Origin of the sequence: Corynebacterium antarcticum, from assembly GCF_016595285.2 — a bacterium.
In the GTDB taxonomy this organism is placed as follows: domain Bacteria; phylum Actinomycetota; class Actinomycetes; order Mycobacteriales; family Mycobacteriaceae; genus Corynebacterium; species Corynebacterium antarcticum.
In genome coordinates, this window is the sequence record NZ_JAENIP020000001.1 from 783,161 (window position 1) to 798,386 (window position 15,226).

Annotated in this window: 14 protein-coding genes and 1 riboswitch; of the genes, 12 read left to right on the forward strand and 2 right to left on the reverse strand. The window is 66.8% G+C overall.

Annotated elements, in window-relative coordinates; translation table 11 throughout:
- Positions 1-7: 7 nt before the first annotated feature.
- Positions 8-805, reverse strand: a complete 798-nt coding sequence (locus JIM95_RS03445; RefSeq protein WP_200260719.1) for an IclR family transcriptional regulator — start codon at positions 803-805, stop codon at positions 8-10.
- A 605-nt stretch (positions 806-1,410) separates the two neighbouring features.
- Here JIM95_RS03445 and JIM95_RS03450 point away from each other — a divergent pair.
- The 8 genes from JIM95_RS03450 to JIM95_RS03485 are packed head-to-tail and all read left to right on the forward strand — an operon-like array spanning position 1,411 to position 8,105.
- Positions 1,411-2,736: an aromatic ring-hydroxylating dioxygenase subunit alpha gene (locus JIM95_RS03450; protein ID WP_200260716.1), complete on the forward strand. Its 1,326-nt coding sequence runs from the start codon at positions 1,411-1,413 to the stop codon at positions 2,734-2,736.
- A 36-nt stretch (positions 2,737-2,772) separates the two neighbouring features.
- Positions 2,773-3,126 carry a non-heme iron oxygenase ferredoxin subunit gene (locus JIM95_RS03455; RefSeq protein ID WP_200260713.1) on the forward strand — a complete coding sequence of 118 codons (354 nt, stop codon included), beginning with the start codon at positions 2,773-2,775 and terminating at the stop codon, positions 3,124-3,126.
- Positions 3,119-4,351: an NAD(P)/FAD-dependent oxidoreductase gene (locus JIM95_RS03460; RefSeq protein ID WP_200260710.1), complete on the forward strand. Its 1,233-nt coding sequence runs from the start codon at positions 3,119-3,121 to the stop codon at positions 4,349-4,351. The genes JIM95_RS03455 and JIM95_RS03460 overlap by 8 nt, the downstream gene beginning before the upstream one ends.
- A 28-nt stretch (positions 4,352-4,379) precedes the next feature.
- Positions 4,380-4,940 carry an aromatic-ring-hydroxylating dioxygenase subunit beta gene (locus tag JIM95_RS03465; RefSeq protein ID WP_200260707.1) on the forward strand — a complete coding sequence of 187 codons (561 nt, stop codon included), beginning with the start codon at positions 4,380-4,382 and terminating at the stop codon, positions 4,938-4,940.
- 12 nt (positions 4,941-4,952) lie between these two features.
- The gene (locus JIM95_RS03470) at positions 4,953-5,777 is read left to right on the forward strand and encodes an SDR family NAD(P)-dependent oxidoreductase (protein ID WP_200260704.1); all 825 of its coding nucleotides are present in this window, start codon (positions 4,953-4,955) and stop codon (positions 5,775-5,777) included.
- Positions 5,777-7,378 (forward strand): class I adenylate-forming enzyme family protein, encoded by a 1,602-nt coding sequence (locus JIM95_RS03475; RefSeq protein ID WP_234034760.1) that lies wholly within the window; start codon positions 5,777-5,779, stop codon positions 7,376-7,378. Before JIM95_RS03470 ends, JIM95_RS03475 begins: the two co-directional genes overlap by 1 nt.
- The gene (locus JIM95_RS03480; protein ID WP_248231916.1) at positions 7,375-7,695 is read left to right on the forward strand and encodes a hypothetical protein; all 321 of its coding nucleotides are present in this window, start codon (positions 7,375-7,377) and stop codon (positions 7,693-7,695) included. Before JIM95_RS03475 ends, JIM95_RS03480 begins: the two co-directional genes overlap by 4 nt.
- Entirely contained in the window at positions 7,692-8,105 is a 414-nt protein-coding gene (locus JIM95_RS03485; protein WP_200260698.1) for a PaaI family thioesterase, read from the forward strand. Before JIM95_RS03480 ends, JIM95_RS03485 begins: the two co-directional genes overlap by 4 nt.
- Before the next feature lie 301 nt (positions 8,106-8,406).
- Here JIM95_RS03485 and JIM95_RS03490 read toward each other — a convergent pair whose 3' ends face one another.
- A complete protein-coding gene (locus JIM95_RS03490) occupies positions 8,407-8,757 on the reverse strand; it encodes a PaaI family thioesterase (protein WP_234034780.1) in 351 nt (116 codons plus the stop codon).
- Positions 8,758-9,052: 295 nt separating this feature from the next.
- Positions 9,053-9,170: riboswitch (SAM riboswitch) on the forward strand.
- A 16-nt stretch (positions 9,171-9,186) separates the two neighbouring features.
- Here JIM95_RS03490 and JIM95_RS03495 point away from each other — a divergent pair.
- The 4 genes from JIM95_RS03495 (at position 9,187) to JIM95_RS03510 (ending at position 15,221) form a co-directional block, all read left to right on the forward strand.
- Positions 9,187-9,591, forward strand: coding sequence for a hypothetical protein (locus JIM95_RS03495; protein ID WP_200260693.1), 405 nt, complete (start codon positions 9,187-9,189; stop codon positions 9,589-9,591).
- Positions 9,592-9,944: 353 nt separating this feature from the next.
- A complete protein-coding gene (locus tag JIM95_RS03500; RefSeq protein ID WP_200260690.1) occupies positions 9,945-11,624 on the forward strand; it encodes an alpha-keto acid decarboxylase family protein in 1,680 nt (559 codons plus the stop codon).
- A 236-nt stretch (positions 11,625-11,860) separates the two neighbouring features.
- Positions 11,861-12,238: a hypothetical protein gene (locus JIM95_RS03505; protein WP_200260687.1), complete on the forward strand. Its 378-nt coding sequence runs from the start codon at positions 11,861-11,863 to the stop codon at positions 12,236-12,238.
- A gap of 136 nt (positions 12,239-12,374) precedes the next feature.
- On the forward strand, positions 12,375-15,221 hold the full coding sequence (locus tag JIM95_RS03510) for a DEAD/DEAH box helicase (RefSeq protein WP_248702937.1): 2,847 nt from the start codon (positions 12,375-12,377) through the stop codon (positions 15,219-15,221).
- The last annotated feature ends 5 nt before the right edge of the window (positions 15,222-15,226 follow it).

Here is a 15,226-nt window from a genome sequence, read left to right on the forward strand (position 1 = left end):
ACCCGGATCAGGCGGAGGACGCCATCTGCTCCTGCTGCATCTGGTGGAAGAGAACGGCCTTCCCGGCCGCGGCACAGATCCGTTTCAGGGCCGGAATGTGCACCCCGGGATCGAACTGGCTGGCGGGGCCGGACACCGACATGGCGGCCACCGGCAGGTTGTAGCGGCCGTAGATCGGTGCGGCAACACAGCTCAGTCCCACGAGGATCTCCTGGCGGTCGAACGCGACCCCGTCGCGCCGGACCTGCCCGAGCTCCTCGCGGAACTCGTCCGGGTCCGTGATCGTGTAGGGGGTCCACCGGTGCAGCCCGCCCTTGATGGCGGCCTCGATCCGCATCTCGTCCCAGGCCATCAGGGCCTTGCCCACTCCCGTGCAGTAGGCCGGGGCCCTGCCTCCGATCCGTGACGGGGAGGTGACGCGCCGCGCGGAGAAGAGCTTGTTGACGTAGACCACCTCGTCCCCCTGGAGGAACGCGAGATGGACCGTCTGGCGGGTCTCCTCGAAGAGTCCGGCGAGGAAGGGGGTGAGCACCTCACTGATGAATTCGGTGTGCCGTGAACCGCGTTCGCTCGTCAGTTCGTAGCAGAGCGGTCCGAGGCGGTAGACCTCACCGGCCCGTTCCACAGCGCCGTTCGCGACCAGTGTGCTCAGCAGACGGTGTGCCGTGGACTTGGGCAGGTCGGCCCGGCGAGCCAGTTCGCTGACCCCGACGCCGAGTGAGTCGTTGTCGCTGAAGCTCCGGAGCAGGCTGAATGCCTTGTCCACCGCGCTACGGGGATCGGACTGGGGGCTGGTGGGCGTCATCGGTTCTTCTCCTGGTGAAACATCGTCCTGGCGGTCGTGGCGACCCATTGCCACTTATTGTGCTCGCCGTCACACAACCATGTCGGGAACCGTTCCACGATGCGGCACAGCGGCGGGGGTACCACCCGAACCCCACCCCTTCGACGGAAATCGGGCGACGACGTGGAGCAAGGTTATCCCGAACACAGCGCGTACGCGGCGTGGATCGATCCGCCAGGGGGAGGCTCTCGGGAGCGCGGGACGACAGGAGATCGTTGCGCGACACAACGTTGGCACCGAAAAACAATTGGGAATCGGGGGCCCCCGTAGCAGAACACCGTCTGGCGGGAGATGACCGGTGCAAAACCCTCCTGACGAGGAACTTCCCCGACCCGTGAACAGGAAACGGCCGGACGTCCGGCGAACACTGTTCGATCCGGGTGACGAGGTCGTTCCATCCAGCGGAACGGGACCTGACCCACGGCCAACTGTGTCGGCAAGCTGTAGCCACATCCAGATGTGAGTCATATAACACCCACCCCTGCCGGGGCCGATCGTCACCAGACTCACCCCCAGTCCCGACCGGTTCCGGCGCACTGAACAGACGAGGAGATGAGACCTTCACCGTGTCTGCATCCACCAGCCCACTTCCCCGCGGGACCCTGTCCCGACCCGCCGGCCTCGATCAACCCCTCGACGTCTCCGGGATGGTCGACCCGGACGGTGGCCTGATCGACCGCCGGATCTTCGCCGATCAGCAGGTCTACCAGCAGGAGATGCGCCGGATCTTCGCCCGGAGCTGGCTGTTCATCGCCCACGAGGACCAGCTCCGGAAACCCGGTGACTTCTTCCAGACGTACATGGGCGAGGATCCCGTCATCGCGACCATGAACAAGAAACGCGAGTACCGGGTCCTGCTCAACAACTGCCGCCACCGCGGCGCCCGCGTCTGCCGCGCGGACCAGGGCAAGACCAAGAACTTCACCTGCACCTACCACGGGTGGGCCTACGACCTGGACGGAAACCTGTCCAACGTCCCCGCCCAGGACTCGTACCCGGACACCTTCAACCCCGCTGACTGGGGCCTGGTCACCGCCCCCCGCGTGGAAAGCTACAAGGGACTGATCTTCGCGAACTGGGACGCGGACGCGGAACCGCTCGAGGACGCCCTCGGCGACATGAAGTGGTACATCGACGCGTTCATGGACCGCGATCCGGAAGGCACGTGTGTCGTCGGCGGTGTGACGAAGTGGGTCCTCGAGGGCAACTGGAAACTCGCCGCCGAACAGTTCGCCACCGACTGGTACCACGTCAACATGTCCCACGCCTCCGCGCTGATGGTCATGTCCCCCACCGGCAAGGGGCCGAAGAAGGAGATCGCCCAGCGGTCCGGGCGTCAGTACACCGACGACCACGGGAACGGCGCCGGTTTCCCCGTGCACCCGAGGAACCGGTTCGACGCCCAGCCGGTCCACGAGTACTACGACTACGACTTCCTCAGGGAGCGCCTCTCCCCGGAGCAGGTCACCGGACCGCTGACCAACGGGCACGCCACCGTGTTCCCGAACTTCTCCTACCTCCCGGTCAACGGCTCGATCCGCGTGTGGCACCCCAAGGGGCCCGACCGGATGGAGGTCTGGTCCTGGACGGTCCTGGACAAGTCGATGCCCGAGGACGTCCGTCGCGCACAGCGGCTCTACAACCTCCGCACCTTCGGTCCCTCCGGGATCTTCGAGCAGGACGACGGGGAGAACTGGTCCGAGTGCCAGGCCAACGCCCACGCCTTCATGGTCGGGAACACCGCCCTGAACTACCAGATGGGCATCGGCACCGAAAAGGAGGAACCGGGATACCCGGGAACCACCTCCGAGCTCTACTCCGACGCCGCCGGCCGGGGACTCTACCGCCGCTGGCGCGAACTGATGTCCACCCCGGCCTGGCACGAAGCCTGACCCGAGCAGCCCCTCATTTTCCCGAAAGGTCCGAACATGTCTGAACCCATCAAAGTCGGCACAGTCGACGACATCGATCAGGAAGAGGCCCTGGTGGTCCCGCCGGAGACCTCCGGTCACCCGGTCGGTATCGCGGTCTTCCACACCGACGAGGACGAATTCTACGCACTCGACGACATCTGCACGCACGCCGACGCATCCCTCGCCGACGGGTGGATCGAAGGCCGTGAGGTCGAGTGCCCCATGCACGCCGGCAAGTTCTGCCTGAAGTCCGGCAAGGTCCTCTCGATGCCCGCCGTCGAGGACACCAACACTCACAAGGTGGAGATCCGGGACGACGAAATCTGGCTCTACCCGGGCGTCCCCGCGGAGGAGAACGACGATGAGTGACCCCCAGGCACGGAACCCCGAATCCGTGACCGTGATCGGCGGCGGCGTCGGCGGCTTCACCGTCGCCAGTGAACTCCGCAACCACGGCTACACCGGCCCGGTCACCATCATCGATCCCGAGGGCCACCCCTACGACCGACCGCCGCTGTCCAAGGAGATGCTCACCGGGGAGAAGAACGCCGAACAGCTGCTCCTCGCGGCCCGCAGCTGGTACGGGGACAATGACGTCGAACTGGTCCGCGACTCGGTCGTGCGCATCGACCCGGAGGGCCGGAAGCTGGTGCTGGAGGATTCCGGGGATCGCCCCTTCCACGATCTCGTCATCGCGACCGGCGGCCTTCCCCGCCAGCTTCCCGTCCCCGGTTTCGACAACCCCGATCTCCTGGTGCTGCGCAGCATCGACGACGCCCGGGCACTGCGCCAGAAGCTGAAGCGCGGGACCCACCTGGCGATCATCGGCGCAGGCCTGATCGGTGCCGAGGTCGCGTCCTCTGCACTCAGCCTGGGGGCGCGGGTGACCCTCATCGATCCCGCCCCGATCGCGCTCGTTCCCGCGGTCGGCCCGGAGATCGCCCACCGGCTCCACGACCTGCACGCCGCGCACGATGTCACCTACCTGCAGGGAATGACCACCGCCGTGCACGGTAACGACGGCGCCTTCACCATCGACATCGACGGACACGACAGCGTCGAGGCCGACTGCGTGCTCCTCGCGGTGGGCATCGTCGCCGAAGAGCGCCTCGCCCAGTCCGCCGAACTCGACTGCGACGGCGGCATCCTGGTCGACTCCGCGCAACGGACGACGGCGTACGGCATCTGGGCCGCGGGCGACTGCGCCCGACTGCGCACCCCCGACGGCCACCTCGAGCGTCGCCACGAGCACTGGGAATCCGCGGTGTTCGAGGCGCAGACGGCCGCCGCGTCGATTCTCGGCCGTCCGCTGCCGGAGCACGGTGCGAGCTGGTTCTGGACCGACCGTTACGGGGTCCACGTCGAGTGCGTCGGCTCCATGGCCGCCGAGGGGACCACGGTCGTCCGACCCGACGCCGACGGCAACCCCGGCATCGTGTTCCGACTGAACCCGGACGGGACCATGGCCGGGTGCGCCGCCTACGACAACGGCATGGCCGTCCGGGCGGCCCGGCGGATCATCGACCGCGGCATCGTCGCGGCCCCGGAGAAACTCGCCGATCCGGGAATCAACATCAAGAAACTCGCCCGGTGACCGACCGGACGCGGAGAAGGAGAACACCATGACCGACTACCTGCGACGCGAAGACATCACCGTCGGCGAGCGCGTGGACCACGCCCTCCACTACGAACTCGTCAACTTCTACAACGACGAGGCGGACCTCCTCGACGAGGGGCGGTACGTCGACTGGCTCGAGCACTTCGCCCCCGACCTCTACTACTGGGCCCCCACCCGGACGAACCGGCTCCGCCGCCAACAGGCACTCGCGATCGCCGGGCCGGACGAGGCCGCATTCTACGACGAGACCCACGATTCCCTGGCCTGGCGCATCCGCCGCTTCGACTCCGGAATGGCCTGGGCGGAGGACCCGCCGTCACGGACCCGGCACCTCATCACCAACCTGAGTGCCCGACACGCGAGCGGCGAAGACGAACCCGACATCATCGAGGTCCGGACCAACTTCCTGGTGTGGCGGACCCGCCTGGAACGCGAACGCGACATCTTCGTCGGCACGCGCACGGACCTGGTGCGCCGGACCGACGAGGGCTTCCGGATCTTCGACCGCCGGATCCTCCTCGACATCAACGTGCTGCCGAGCAAGAACATCTCCACGTTCTTCTAGAGAGGAGACACCATGACACCAGGCAGAACGACACTGATCACCGGCGCCGGCTCCGGGCTGGGGGCGGCACTGGCCGCACGCTTCGCCCGGGAGGGCTCCAACGTCGCGGTCCTCGACATCGACCTGGACAGGGCCCGCGCCGTCGCCGCGGACATCGAGGCCGACGGCGGATCCGCACTCCCGCTCGCCGCCGATGTCCGGACGGCGGCGGACCTGCACGCCGCGGTCGATGAGACCCTCGGTGCCTTCGGGCGCCTCGACACGGTCATCCCCAACGCGGGGATCTGGGACTACCAGCGCTCAGTCACCCGCCTGGACGGCGAGGAACTCGCGGCCATGTTCGACGAGATCTTCGCCGTCAACGTCAAGGGCTATCTCCTCACCGTCGAAGCGACCTGGCGGGAGCTCGTCAAGACCCGCGGCTCGATCGTGATGACCCTGTCCAACGCGTCCTTCTACGCCGACGGCGGCGGCCCGGTCTACACGGCCAGCAAGTTCGCCGACCGGGGCCTCATGCTCCAGTTCGCCCACGAACTGGCGCCCAAGGTCCGGGTCAACGGCGTCGCCGTCGGCGGCATGCAGACCGATCTCCGCGGCCCCAAGGCGATCGGCCTCGACTCACGGAGCTTCTCCGACACCATCGGACGCCGCTCCGGATCCGCGAACCCCTACATCCCGCTCCACGACATCTCCACGGATCCCGCGGGATTCACCGGCCCCTACGTCCTGCTCGCGTCACCCACCGACGCCGGCGCGGTCACGGGCGCCATCATCAACGCCGACGGCGGAATCGCCGCCCGAGGCTTCAGAAACTCAGCAGGAGGCGATGACCTGTGATGATCACGGGAGTCCACCACAGTTCCGAGAAACTCGACGTCAACCCCTGTTCCCAGATCCTCCGCCACGCCCTCTACCAGCCCGACGAGGTGGCGGTTGTCTACGAGGACGAGTCCACCACCTACGCGGAGCTGGTCGAGGAGATCCGCACATGGGCCGCGCACCTCGATGAGGCCGGCGTCAGGCAGGGCGACCGCGTGGCGTTCCTGGGAATGAACTCCGAGTCCTTCGTTCTGACGATGCTGGCCAGCTGGTGGCTCGGCGCCACCTTCATGCCCTTCAACTTCCGGCTCTCCGCGCCGGAGGTCACCCAGCTGCTGCTGCAGGGCACCCCGCACACCATCGTCGTGGAGGGCAGCCACCTCGACATGGCGAAACACATCTACGGCATCGACCGGCACCACGTGCTCATCGTCGACGATGACCCGCATGCGGCGGCCGACAGCGACATACCGATCTACTGGAAGCGGACGTCCTGCGCGCTGACCGACCTCGACACGACGATGGTCGCCCGCCCGCGCCCGATGACGATGGCGGATCTGGCGCTGCTGCTGTTCACCTCCGGCACGACGGGACTCCCGAAGGGTGCCCAGCTCACCTTCGGCAACCTCTGGTGGAACGCCATCAACGTCGACACGATGGTCGACTCACGCCCGGGCGACACCACGCTCGCCACCGCGCCGTTGTTCCACGTCGGGGCGCTGAATTCCTTCGCCATCCGGGCGCTCGTCCGCGGGAACAGGCTTCTCATCCACCGGCACTTCGATCCCGCCCGGGTGTTGCGGGACATCGACGACTACCAGGTCGGATCGGCGTTCCTCGTCCCCGCGCAGCTCGACGCGATGTACTCCCATCCGGACTTCGCGGGTTCCGAGCTGAAGACCCTGCGCGCGACGATCTGCGCGGGCGCCCCGGTTCCCCCGGTTCTCATCCGCCGGTACCTGGCCAAGGGCGTCAACGTGCAGCAGGCCTGGGGACTGACCGAGACCGCCCCGTTCGCCACCTATCTCCCGCCCCGGATGACCGAACAGAAGGCCGGTTCCTGCGGCATCCCGATGCCCTACACGGAGATCAAGCTGGTCAACCCCGACACCGGCGAAGAGGTGAAGGAGGCCGGTGAGACCGGTGAGCTGTGGGTCCGCGGCCCCAATGTCGCCACCGGGTACTGGAACAACCCCGAGATCACCGAGAAGGCCTACACCGCGGGCTGGTTCCACTCGGGCGATCTCGGCCACCGGGATGAGGACGGCTACTACTACATCGTCGACCGGCTGAAGGACCTCATCATCACCGGCGGCGAGAACGTGTACCCGGCGGAGGTCGAACGGGTCCTCGCCGAGATCGACGGCGTCCGCGGAAGTGCCGTCGTCGGGCAACCCGACCCGAAGTGGGGCGAGATCGTGGTCGCCGTCATCGAGTCGGAGTCGGACCGCGAGTTCTCGCTCGAGGAGGTGCGCGACCACTGCGGACACCACCTCGCCCGGTACAAGCTCCCGAAGCGGGTGGTCATGGTCGACCAGATCGCGCGCAACTCCGCCGGGAAGGTCGACAAGATCGCCATCCGGCAGGTCGTCCGCGATTCGGGGGAGCGGGAACAGTGAGCGCGGTACACATCTCCAGGTCCCCACTCCGCCACACCTACCCCTACGGCAGCGACGACATGGAGCTGCCGTTCGGGACGGCCGAGTCGATGCGGACGGGTGTCAGCGAGGTTTTCGCCGCGCACCCGGAATGCCGGCGCATCGTCATCGCCGTGCCCGAGGGTGACCTCGACGCCGTCTCCGAGTGCGAGGCCGCTGGCCTCCGCTACGTCGTCGACGTCGAGACCCGGGAGGGCGCCGACGTATCCCTCATGGTCGCCGAGCCCGACTGGCTCACCCGACAGTCCACCGACATCTCTGAACTGGAGCTGAAATGAACTTCACCGAACAATGGGAGCGCTTCTACGCCGAGGTCGACGACGTAGCCGTCACACTCAGGCTGTACCCGGTGTCCGGCGACAGGGAACACGTCACCGTGGGTATGCCGCTGCACAAGGCGATCACCCAACCCGCCGGCATGTTCTCCGCTCCGGCGCTCTTCGGACTCGCCGACATCACCGGAACCTGGTTGGCGATGCAGCAGGTCGAGCCGGGCGTGTTCCCCCTGGCGGTCTCGTCCTCGGTGAACGTGGTGTCGAACACGCGGGAGGGCGACGCCGTGGCGACCGCCCGGATCGTCCGTGCGGGTCGCACCGTGATCGTCACCGACACCACCGTGCATTCCTCGGTCGATGACTCGGTCCTCGCGAAGGTCGTGACCACCTACACGGTTCCGCGGTCGCGGTGACACGCGGGTAGGACCGCCGGATCGGCTTCGTCCGGGCGCTGATCGACGGCGGTGTCCGCACCCCGCGTACCGGTACGGGCGGCCGTCCGAGCGCCGACTTTCCCCCGCGGGAACGTCCGGAACCTGAGGCGGGACGGTGGCGGCGTGAATGGCGACCGTGCCCCGGGGCACGCCGGTGGACCGGAGGGGGCGACCACCGCGCCCGGCGGGCGTCCCTCCTCCAGCGCGGTGGTTGAGTACCGTCGTCACGTACGGGAGGCCGCTGCCGGGAAGCCGGAAGGGGTCTCCTCCGCGGTGTCCGTCAGGTGCTCATCCCGATGATCGCGTTGGTCACGCGGATCGTGGAGAGCCGCTCCCCGTCATCATTGACCACCACCTCGTAGCCCGCGAGCATCCGTCCGAGTTTGATGGCGGTCGCGGTGGCGGTAGCGAAGCCGCTCAGCCCGGTGCGATGGTGGGTGGCGTTGATGTCCACCCCCACGGCGCCCGTGCCGAAGGACGAGGCGTGGATCAGTGCACCGCAATCGGCCACGGCCTCCGCCAGAGCGATGATCGCTCCGCCGTGGAGCACGCCCCGGAACTGCCGGTTGCCGGCGATCGGGATCCGGGCGACGACCTTGCCCGCGGACTGTTCCAGAACCTCGATGCCCATCTTCTCGTCGTGCTCCCCGAGTTCGACGGTCCAGGGCTGATGCTGTTGACTCACTGTGTTCTCCTCGTCGGCGGGCGGCACCCGACTGCGGATACCACCACCTCCAGGAATGTGATCCATGTTACATACCTCGTGTTCCGGACCCGCTCCGCCGTCGGACACGCACCAGTCCGCCGACCGCCGGCGGGCACGTACCCCGACAACCCGCCGGCAGCGAACGAATCCGCCGGAGAGTAACCGGACCGGCCCCAAAAACCCGATGACGGGAAACCACACCGCTGGTATTCTCGGATGTGATCGAGAAGTCCGACGCAAGAGACCCCCGGCTCGTCGACTGGCAACCGCGTATCGCGCACGGTGCCCCCGGAGGAAGATCCGCCACAGGACAATTCCGTCCTGCGGAAGAACGCGACAAACCCAGGAGTTCACATGAGTGGGCACACCAATCCCGAACACCGGAACATCACCAGTACCCCGGACTACCTGCCGGAACTCGGTGCGACAGCGCTGCCCTCCGGTTGCCGGAACTACGGCACCGGACACGCGGTGCACTGGATCCGGATGAGCCACGCCAACAACAGCGAGTGGGTACCCGCGGACATCGGCGACGTGGACGGGCACTTCATCACCTTCACCCACGGCGACACCACGATCCGCCGCTGGAACCACGACGCGGAGCGGCTCCGCGCCGTCACCGACCTCGTACTGCTCGAATCCGGTGCCGAGACCCGGTGGTCGGACCGGTACAACATCCTTAAGGTGACCATCGGCGACAGGGCCTGGCTGTTCGGGCTCGAGGAGGGGGCCGGAACCCCCTGCAGCTACGCCAGCTGACCCCGCGATCCGGGATCGGCGTGCCCCACCACCCGTGGTGGGGCAGCCCTCCCGCGGTGTCCGCACCCGGGGGAACGTACGGTTGTGCGAATGAGACACGGTCCCGCCCAGTGGGAATCGGAGTGAGCGAATTCCCAGCCCACCCACGGGGCAACGGGGGCCCGCGGGGGTGCGGCTGAGCAACCGGGACCCCCGCCCTTCCGGGTCGGGCATCCGGATGTGGGCACTGCCCGTAATCTGGGAAAGTGATACGTACCACCTAAGTGGATACGCGGAAGCGGTGTGGATCCGAAAACACAGGCGCCCCGCCAGAGAATCACCCCGAAACACCCTCTTTCAGATGGAGAGCACCAATGAGCCATTCCGGCAGCAGCAACTACACCGTCTCGGACTACCTGTTCGACCGGATCGCGGAGATCGGGATCAACCACGTCTTCGGTGTCCCCGGCGACTTCAACCTCAAGTTCCTGGACACCGTCACCGCACACGACCGCCTGACGTGGGTCGGCAACTGCAACGAGTTGAACGCCGGATACTGCGCCGACGGCTACGCCCGACTCAAGGGTGCCGCGGCGATGGTCACCACCTTCGGGGTGGGTGAACTCTCCGCCATCAACGCCACCGGCGGCTCCTACGCCGAGTACGTCCCGGTCCTCCACATCGTCGGGGCACCGGTCACGGAGATCCTCACCTCCCGGAAGAAGATCCACCACAGCCTCGGTGACGGTGTGTTCACCCACTTCTACGAGATGGCCGGGCACGTGAACTGCGCCCAGTCCTGGCTCACGCCATCCAACGCCACCAGTGAGATCGACCGCGTGATCACCGAGATGCTCGCCCAGCGCCGTCCGGCATACCTCGTGCTCTCCCCCGACGTCGCCGCCGCCGAGGTGTATCCGTCCGACGAGCCCCTGGAGATCGACCTCGCCCGCAGGCGCTCCTCCAGCGCCGCACTCAAGGCCTTCGAGCGGGCCGCCACCGAATTCCTGGACGGCCACTCCGCCACCGTGCTCGGTGACCTCCTGGTCCACCGCGTCGGCTGCATCGGGAACTTCGACCGGATGATCAACGCCAACAACCTCCCATACGCCACGCTCACCTGGGGCAAGACCCTCGTCGACGAGCGCAGTGACCGGTTCGCCGGCATCTACCTCGGCGCGGCCTCCGCCCCCCGGGCCAGAGACGCGGTTGAGAACGCCGAGCGGCTGATCACGATCGGCGTGGAGTTCACCGACTCCACCACGGCAGGATTCTCCATGAACCTCGGAGTCGACCGGGTCCTGGACATCTCCCCGACACAGTCCGTCATCGGCGGCCGCACCTTCGCACCACTCCAGATGGGCGACGCGATCGACGCGCTCGCCCGTGTCCTCGCCGAGGTCGAGGTCACGCCCCACCAGCTGAAGGCACGCCACACCCCCGCGGAACCCCAGCCGGATCCCGATGAGCCGCTGACCCAGAATGTGCTGTGGTCGAAGGTCTCGGAGTGGCTGCCCGAGGATTCCCTCGTCATCGCGGACCAGGGCACCAGTTTCTTCGGCATGGCCGACAGTCCACTGCCCTTCGGCGTCAGCTTCATCGGCCAGTCACTGTGGGCCTCCATCGGCTACTCCATCCCAGCGGCCCTGGGCGCCGGAATGGCGAATCCCGACCGCCGCATGGTCGTCCTCGTCGGCGACGGCTCGGCCCAGCTGACCGTGCAGGAGATCGCAACCATGTTCCGCGAGGGCATCAACCCGCTGATCATCCTGGTGAACAACTCCGGTTACACCATCGAACGTGCCATCCACGGGGCCGACGAGGTCTACAACGACATCACCCCGTACAACTGGCAGGACATCCCCCGCGCCTTCGGCGGCAACGAGGACAACTGCCTGGTTCTCGACGCCCCGACCCTGGCGACCCTCGAGGATGCCCTGGCTCAGGCCGCCCAAAACCGCGACAAGCTCGTGATGATCGAGGTGCACACCGACCGCGACGACTACCCGCAGATGATGCGCAGCTTCACCGAGACACTCGGCAGGAAGGGCTAGTAAAGGCGCACCGGCGCGGCTCCCGGATCCCCGAGAACTCAGGGGCCGCGCCCCTGAGAAGCCGCCAGCAGGCCCTTCCAACCACGCATCGGCAGTGCTGAGATACATCCAGAAGCGTGACAGGTGACCATCCCTGTCGCCCTTCCCGATGGTCGCCGGTCAGACACCACTCTCCTCCCGATCACCTGCCACAGGACACGTCTGTCCACCTGGCACCGATCAGCAGAGGAGTCACGATGAACGACCGCACCGCCCAGAAGGAGATCAACTCCTTCACCGCACCGGACTTCGGACCGGACGATCACCGTCCCCGCAACACCGACGGGACGATCACGGTGACGATCACAGCCCCGGACGACTGGGAGCCCGCGCGGATCCTCGAGGTCTCCGGGCACCTGGTGACGTTCGCCTTCCGCGACACCACCGAATGCCGTTGGACGCATGATGCCGCGCGGCTGCGGGCGGTCGCGGATCTCGCTCTCCTCAGCGGGCACGTGGTCGGCCTCTGGTCGCCGGAGCGAAGAATTCTGCAGGTATCCCTCGGAGCGACGGGCTTCCTCATCGACCTCCACCGGGAGAGCGACCAGAGCTCCGACGCTGACCGTCGGCGGTGAATCAGGGCAGCGACACCCCCGAGGGGGTGCCGCTTCATGTCCACTAAGGTCGGAACATCCTCCCCCATTCAGTGTTTTGCCTGCACACGTTAAGTACGCTGAATGAGTCACACAACGCCCAGGGAAGGTTTCATCCGTGCCACAGGCCACGACGGACGGCTCATCCGGACTCACCACCATCACCGATGAACTGCACCGGGCACTCGCCCCGGGCAGGATCGTGGAGGTCCGCGACGAGGAATGGCTGATCACCTCCGTGTTCCCCACCGTCAACGGAATGAAGATCCGGGCACGAGGAGTCAGCGACTTCGTCCGCGACACCCCCGCGACCTTCTACACGGAACTGGACCGGATCAACCCCCTAGACGCCGATTCAGTCACGTTGAAGGCCGACGGCTCACCGAACTACCGGCACTCCCGCCTGTGGCTGGAATCGATTCTGCGCAAGACCCCGGTCCCGCTCTACGAGACCACCCTGGCGGTGTCGAACGAGATGCTCACCGACCCGCTGGACTACCAGTTGTCCGCGGTGAAGAAGGCCCTGCAGACCGATTCGCTGCGCCCCCGCCTCCTCATCGCCGACGCCGTCGGACTCGGCAAGACCATCGAGATCGGCATGATCCTCTCCGAGCTGGTCCGTCGGGGACGCGGCGACCGCATCCTGATCGTCACGCCACGGCACGTACTCGAACAGATGCAGCAGGAGATGTGGACCCGCTTCGCGCTCCCCTTCGTCCGCCTCGACTCGGTCGGTATCCAGCGGGTCCGGCAGAAACTCCCGGCAACCCGGAACCCGTTCACTTACTACAACCGGGCGATCATCTCCATCGACACCCTGAAGATGCCCAAATACCGGGCACAACTGGAGAAGGTCGGCTGGGACGCGGTGGTCCTCGACGAGGCACACAACGTCACCAACGCGGCGACGAAGAACAACGACCTCGCGCGACTGCTCGCGCCGAACACGGAGGCGCTGATCCTCGCTTCGGCGACCCCGCACAACGGAAAGCCCAAGTCCTTCGCCGAGCTGCTCCGTCTCCTGGACCCCACCTCCGTGGGGCCCACGGGCGAGATCTCACCGGACGCGGTGGACCGGCTGGTCATCCGCCGCCACCGCAACTCCCCGGAGGTCGCAGCCGTCGTCGGCGACAAATGGGCGAAGCGCTCCGCACCGAACAACATCCTCATCGATCCCTCGCCCCAGGAACTCGCCGTCGCTCGGGAGCTGAAGGAGACCTGGACGGGTGCGAACCCACCGTGCGGCACCGATCATCTCTTCCCGTGGACCCTCATCAAGGCGTTCCTCTCGTCCCCGGCCGCCCTCGCGCAATCCATCGGGCAGCGGCTGACGAAGAACCCCACCGGGGCGGAGAAACAGGCACTCGACCGCCTCAGGTCCCTCTCGGACGAGCTCGACGCCGGCACGTCAAACAAGTTCCGGGCGCTGCTCGACTATCTGGAGAAGATCGGGGTCAACAACAGGTCATCCATGCGGGTCGTGATCTTCTCCGAGCGGGTCGCCACCCTCACCTGGCTCGAGAAGGAACTCACCAGGGCACTCAAACTCAAGCCCGGTCAGATCGCCCAGATGGACGGCTCCCTCGACGATGAACGCCAGCAGCAGCTCGTGGAGGAATTCAAGAAGGAGTCCTCGCCGCTCCGGATCCTCGTGACCGGTGATGTGGCGAGTGAGGGCGTGAACCTGCACCTGCAGTGCCATCAGCTCATCCACTACGACATCCCGTGGTCCCTGATCCGGATCCAACAGCGCAACGGCCGTATCGACCGCTACAACCAGCGGATCAGCCCGGTCATCACCACCCTGCTGCTGGACACGCCCGAAAACGCGTCCCCCGGCGACCTCCACGTCCTGACGAAGCTGATGGACCGCGAGTACAACGCAAACGAGGCGCTGGGCGATGTGGCCTCCCTGATGGGTGAGCACTCCGAGAAGCGGGAGGAGAACGTCATCCGGGACGTCCTCGCCCGCAGGCGCGAGTTCGACGACGCCGTCCAGACACCGGACGAGGTGCTCACCGGTTGCGATGACTGGTTCCAGGAGTTCCTCTGCCCCACGACGACCGAGGCAGACACGACGGCGGACGTCAGCGGCGCGGGGAGCGAACGTGCCGCGACGCTCTATGCGTCGGAGCTCGACTTCCTCGAGGATTCCCTTCTCGAGGCCTTCGACAATTCACCGGGCAACAGCCTGGCCCGCGGCGGTGTCGGTTGGCGTGTGCACGGCAACGGTGTCATCGAACTGACGCCACCCGACGATCTGCGCCGCCGGCTCGAGTACCTGCCGCAGGACTACGTGAAAGCCCGCGGGGTGCTCGAGCAGATCCAGCTCGTGACGAAGAAGCTGCTCGGCGAGCAGCAGCTCGAGCAGGCACGCAACGGGCTCTCCGACACCACGTGGCCGCAGGCCCACTACCTGTCCCCACTGCACCCGGTGTCCGAGTGGGCCGCCGACAGAGCCCTCGCCTCGATGGACCGCCAGGAGATTCCCGTCGTGCGCGGTGACGTCACCGGACCGACGGTGCTGTGCATGGGCACCGTCACCAACAACCGCGGTCAGGTGATCACCCGTTCCTTCATCGAGGTCGGCCCTCTGCTCGACGAGGTTCTGACCGACCTGGCAGCCCGGTTGACGCAGCTGGGATTGGGCCCGAACGCCGTGAATCCCGGACCGGTCGAGTTCGACGCGGATCAGCTGACCGCCACGGTGAGTGCCGCGGTGCAGCGTGCCGACGGCAACCTGCAGCAGGCCCGTCTCTCGGCGGAACAGACCTCCGCACGGATCATCGAGCGCTGGAAACGTCGCGCACGCCGCTGGTCGGAGGAGGCGGAACAGAGCGTCACCAGCGCCGAGCGGCGCCGCCAGAAGGCCCGCATCGACAAGGAGGAGTCGCTGGCGCTCCAGCTGCGTCCGGACCAGTCCTTCGTCCGCCCCCTGCTCGTCATCGTTCCCGAGGAGAACTGAATACC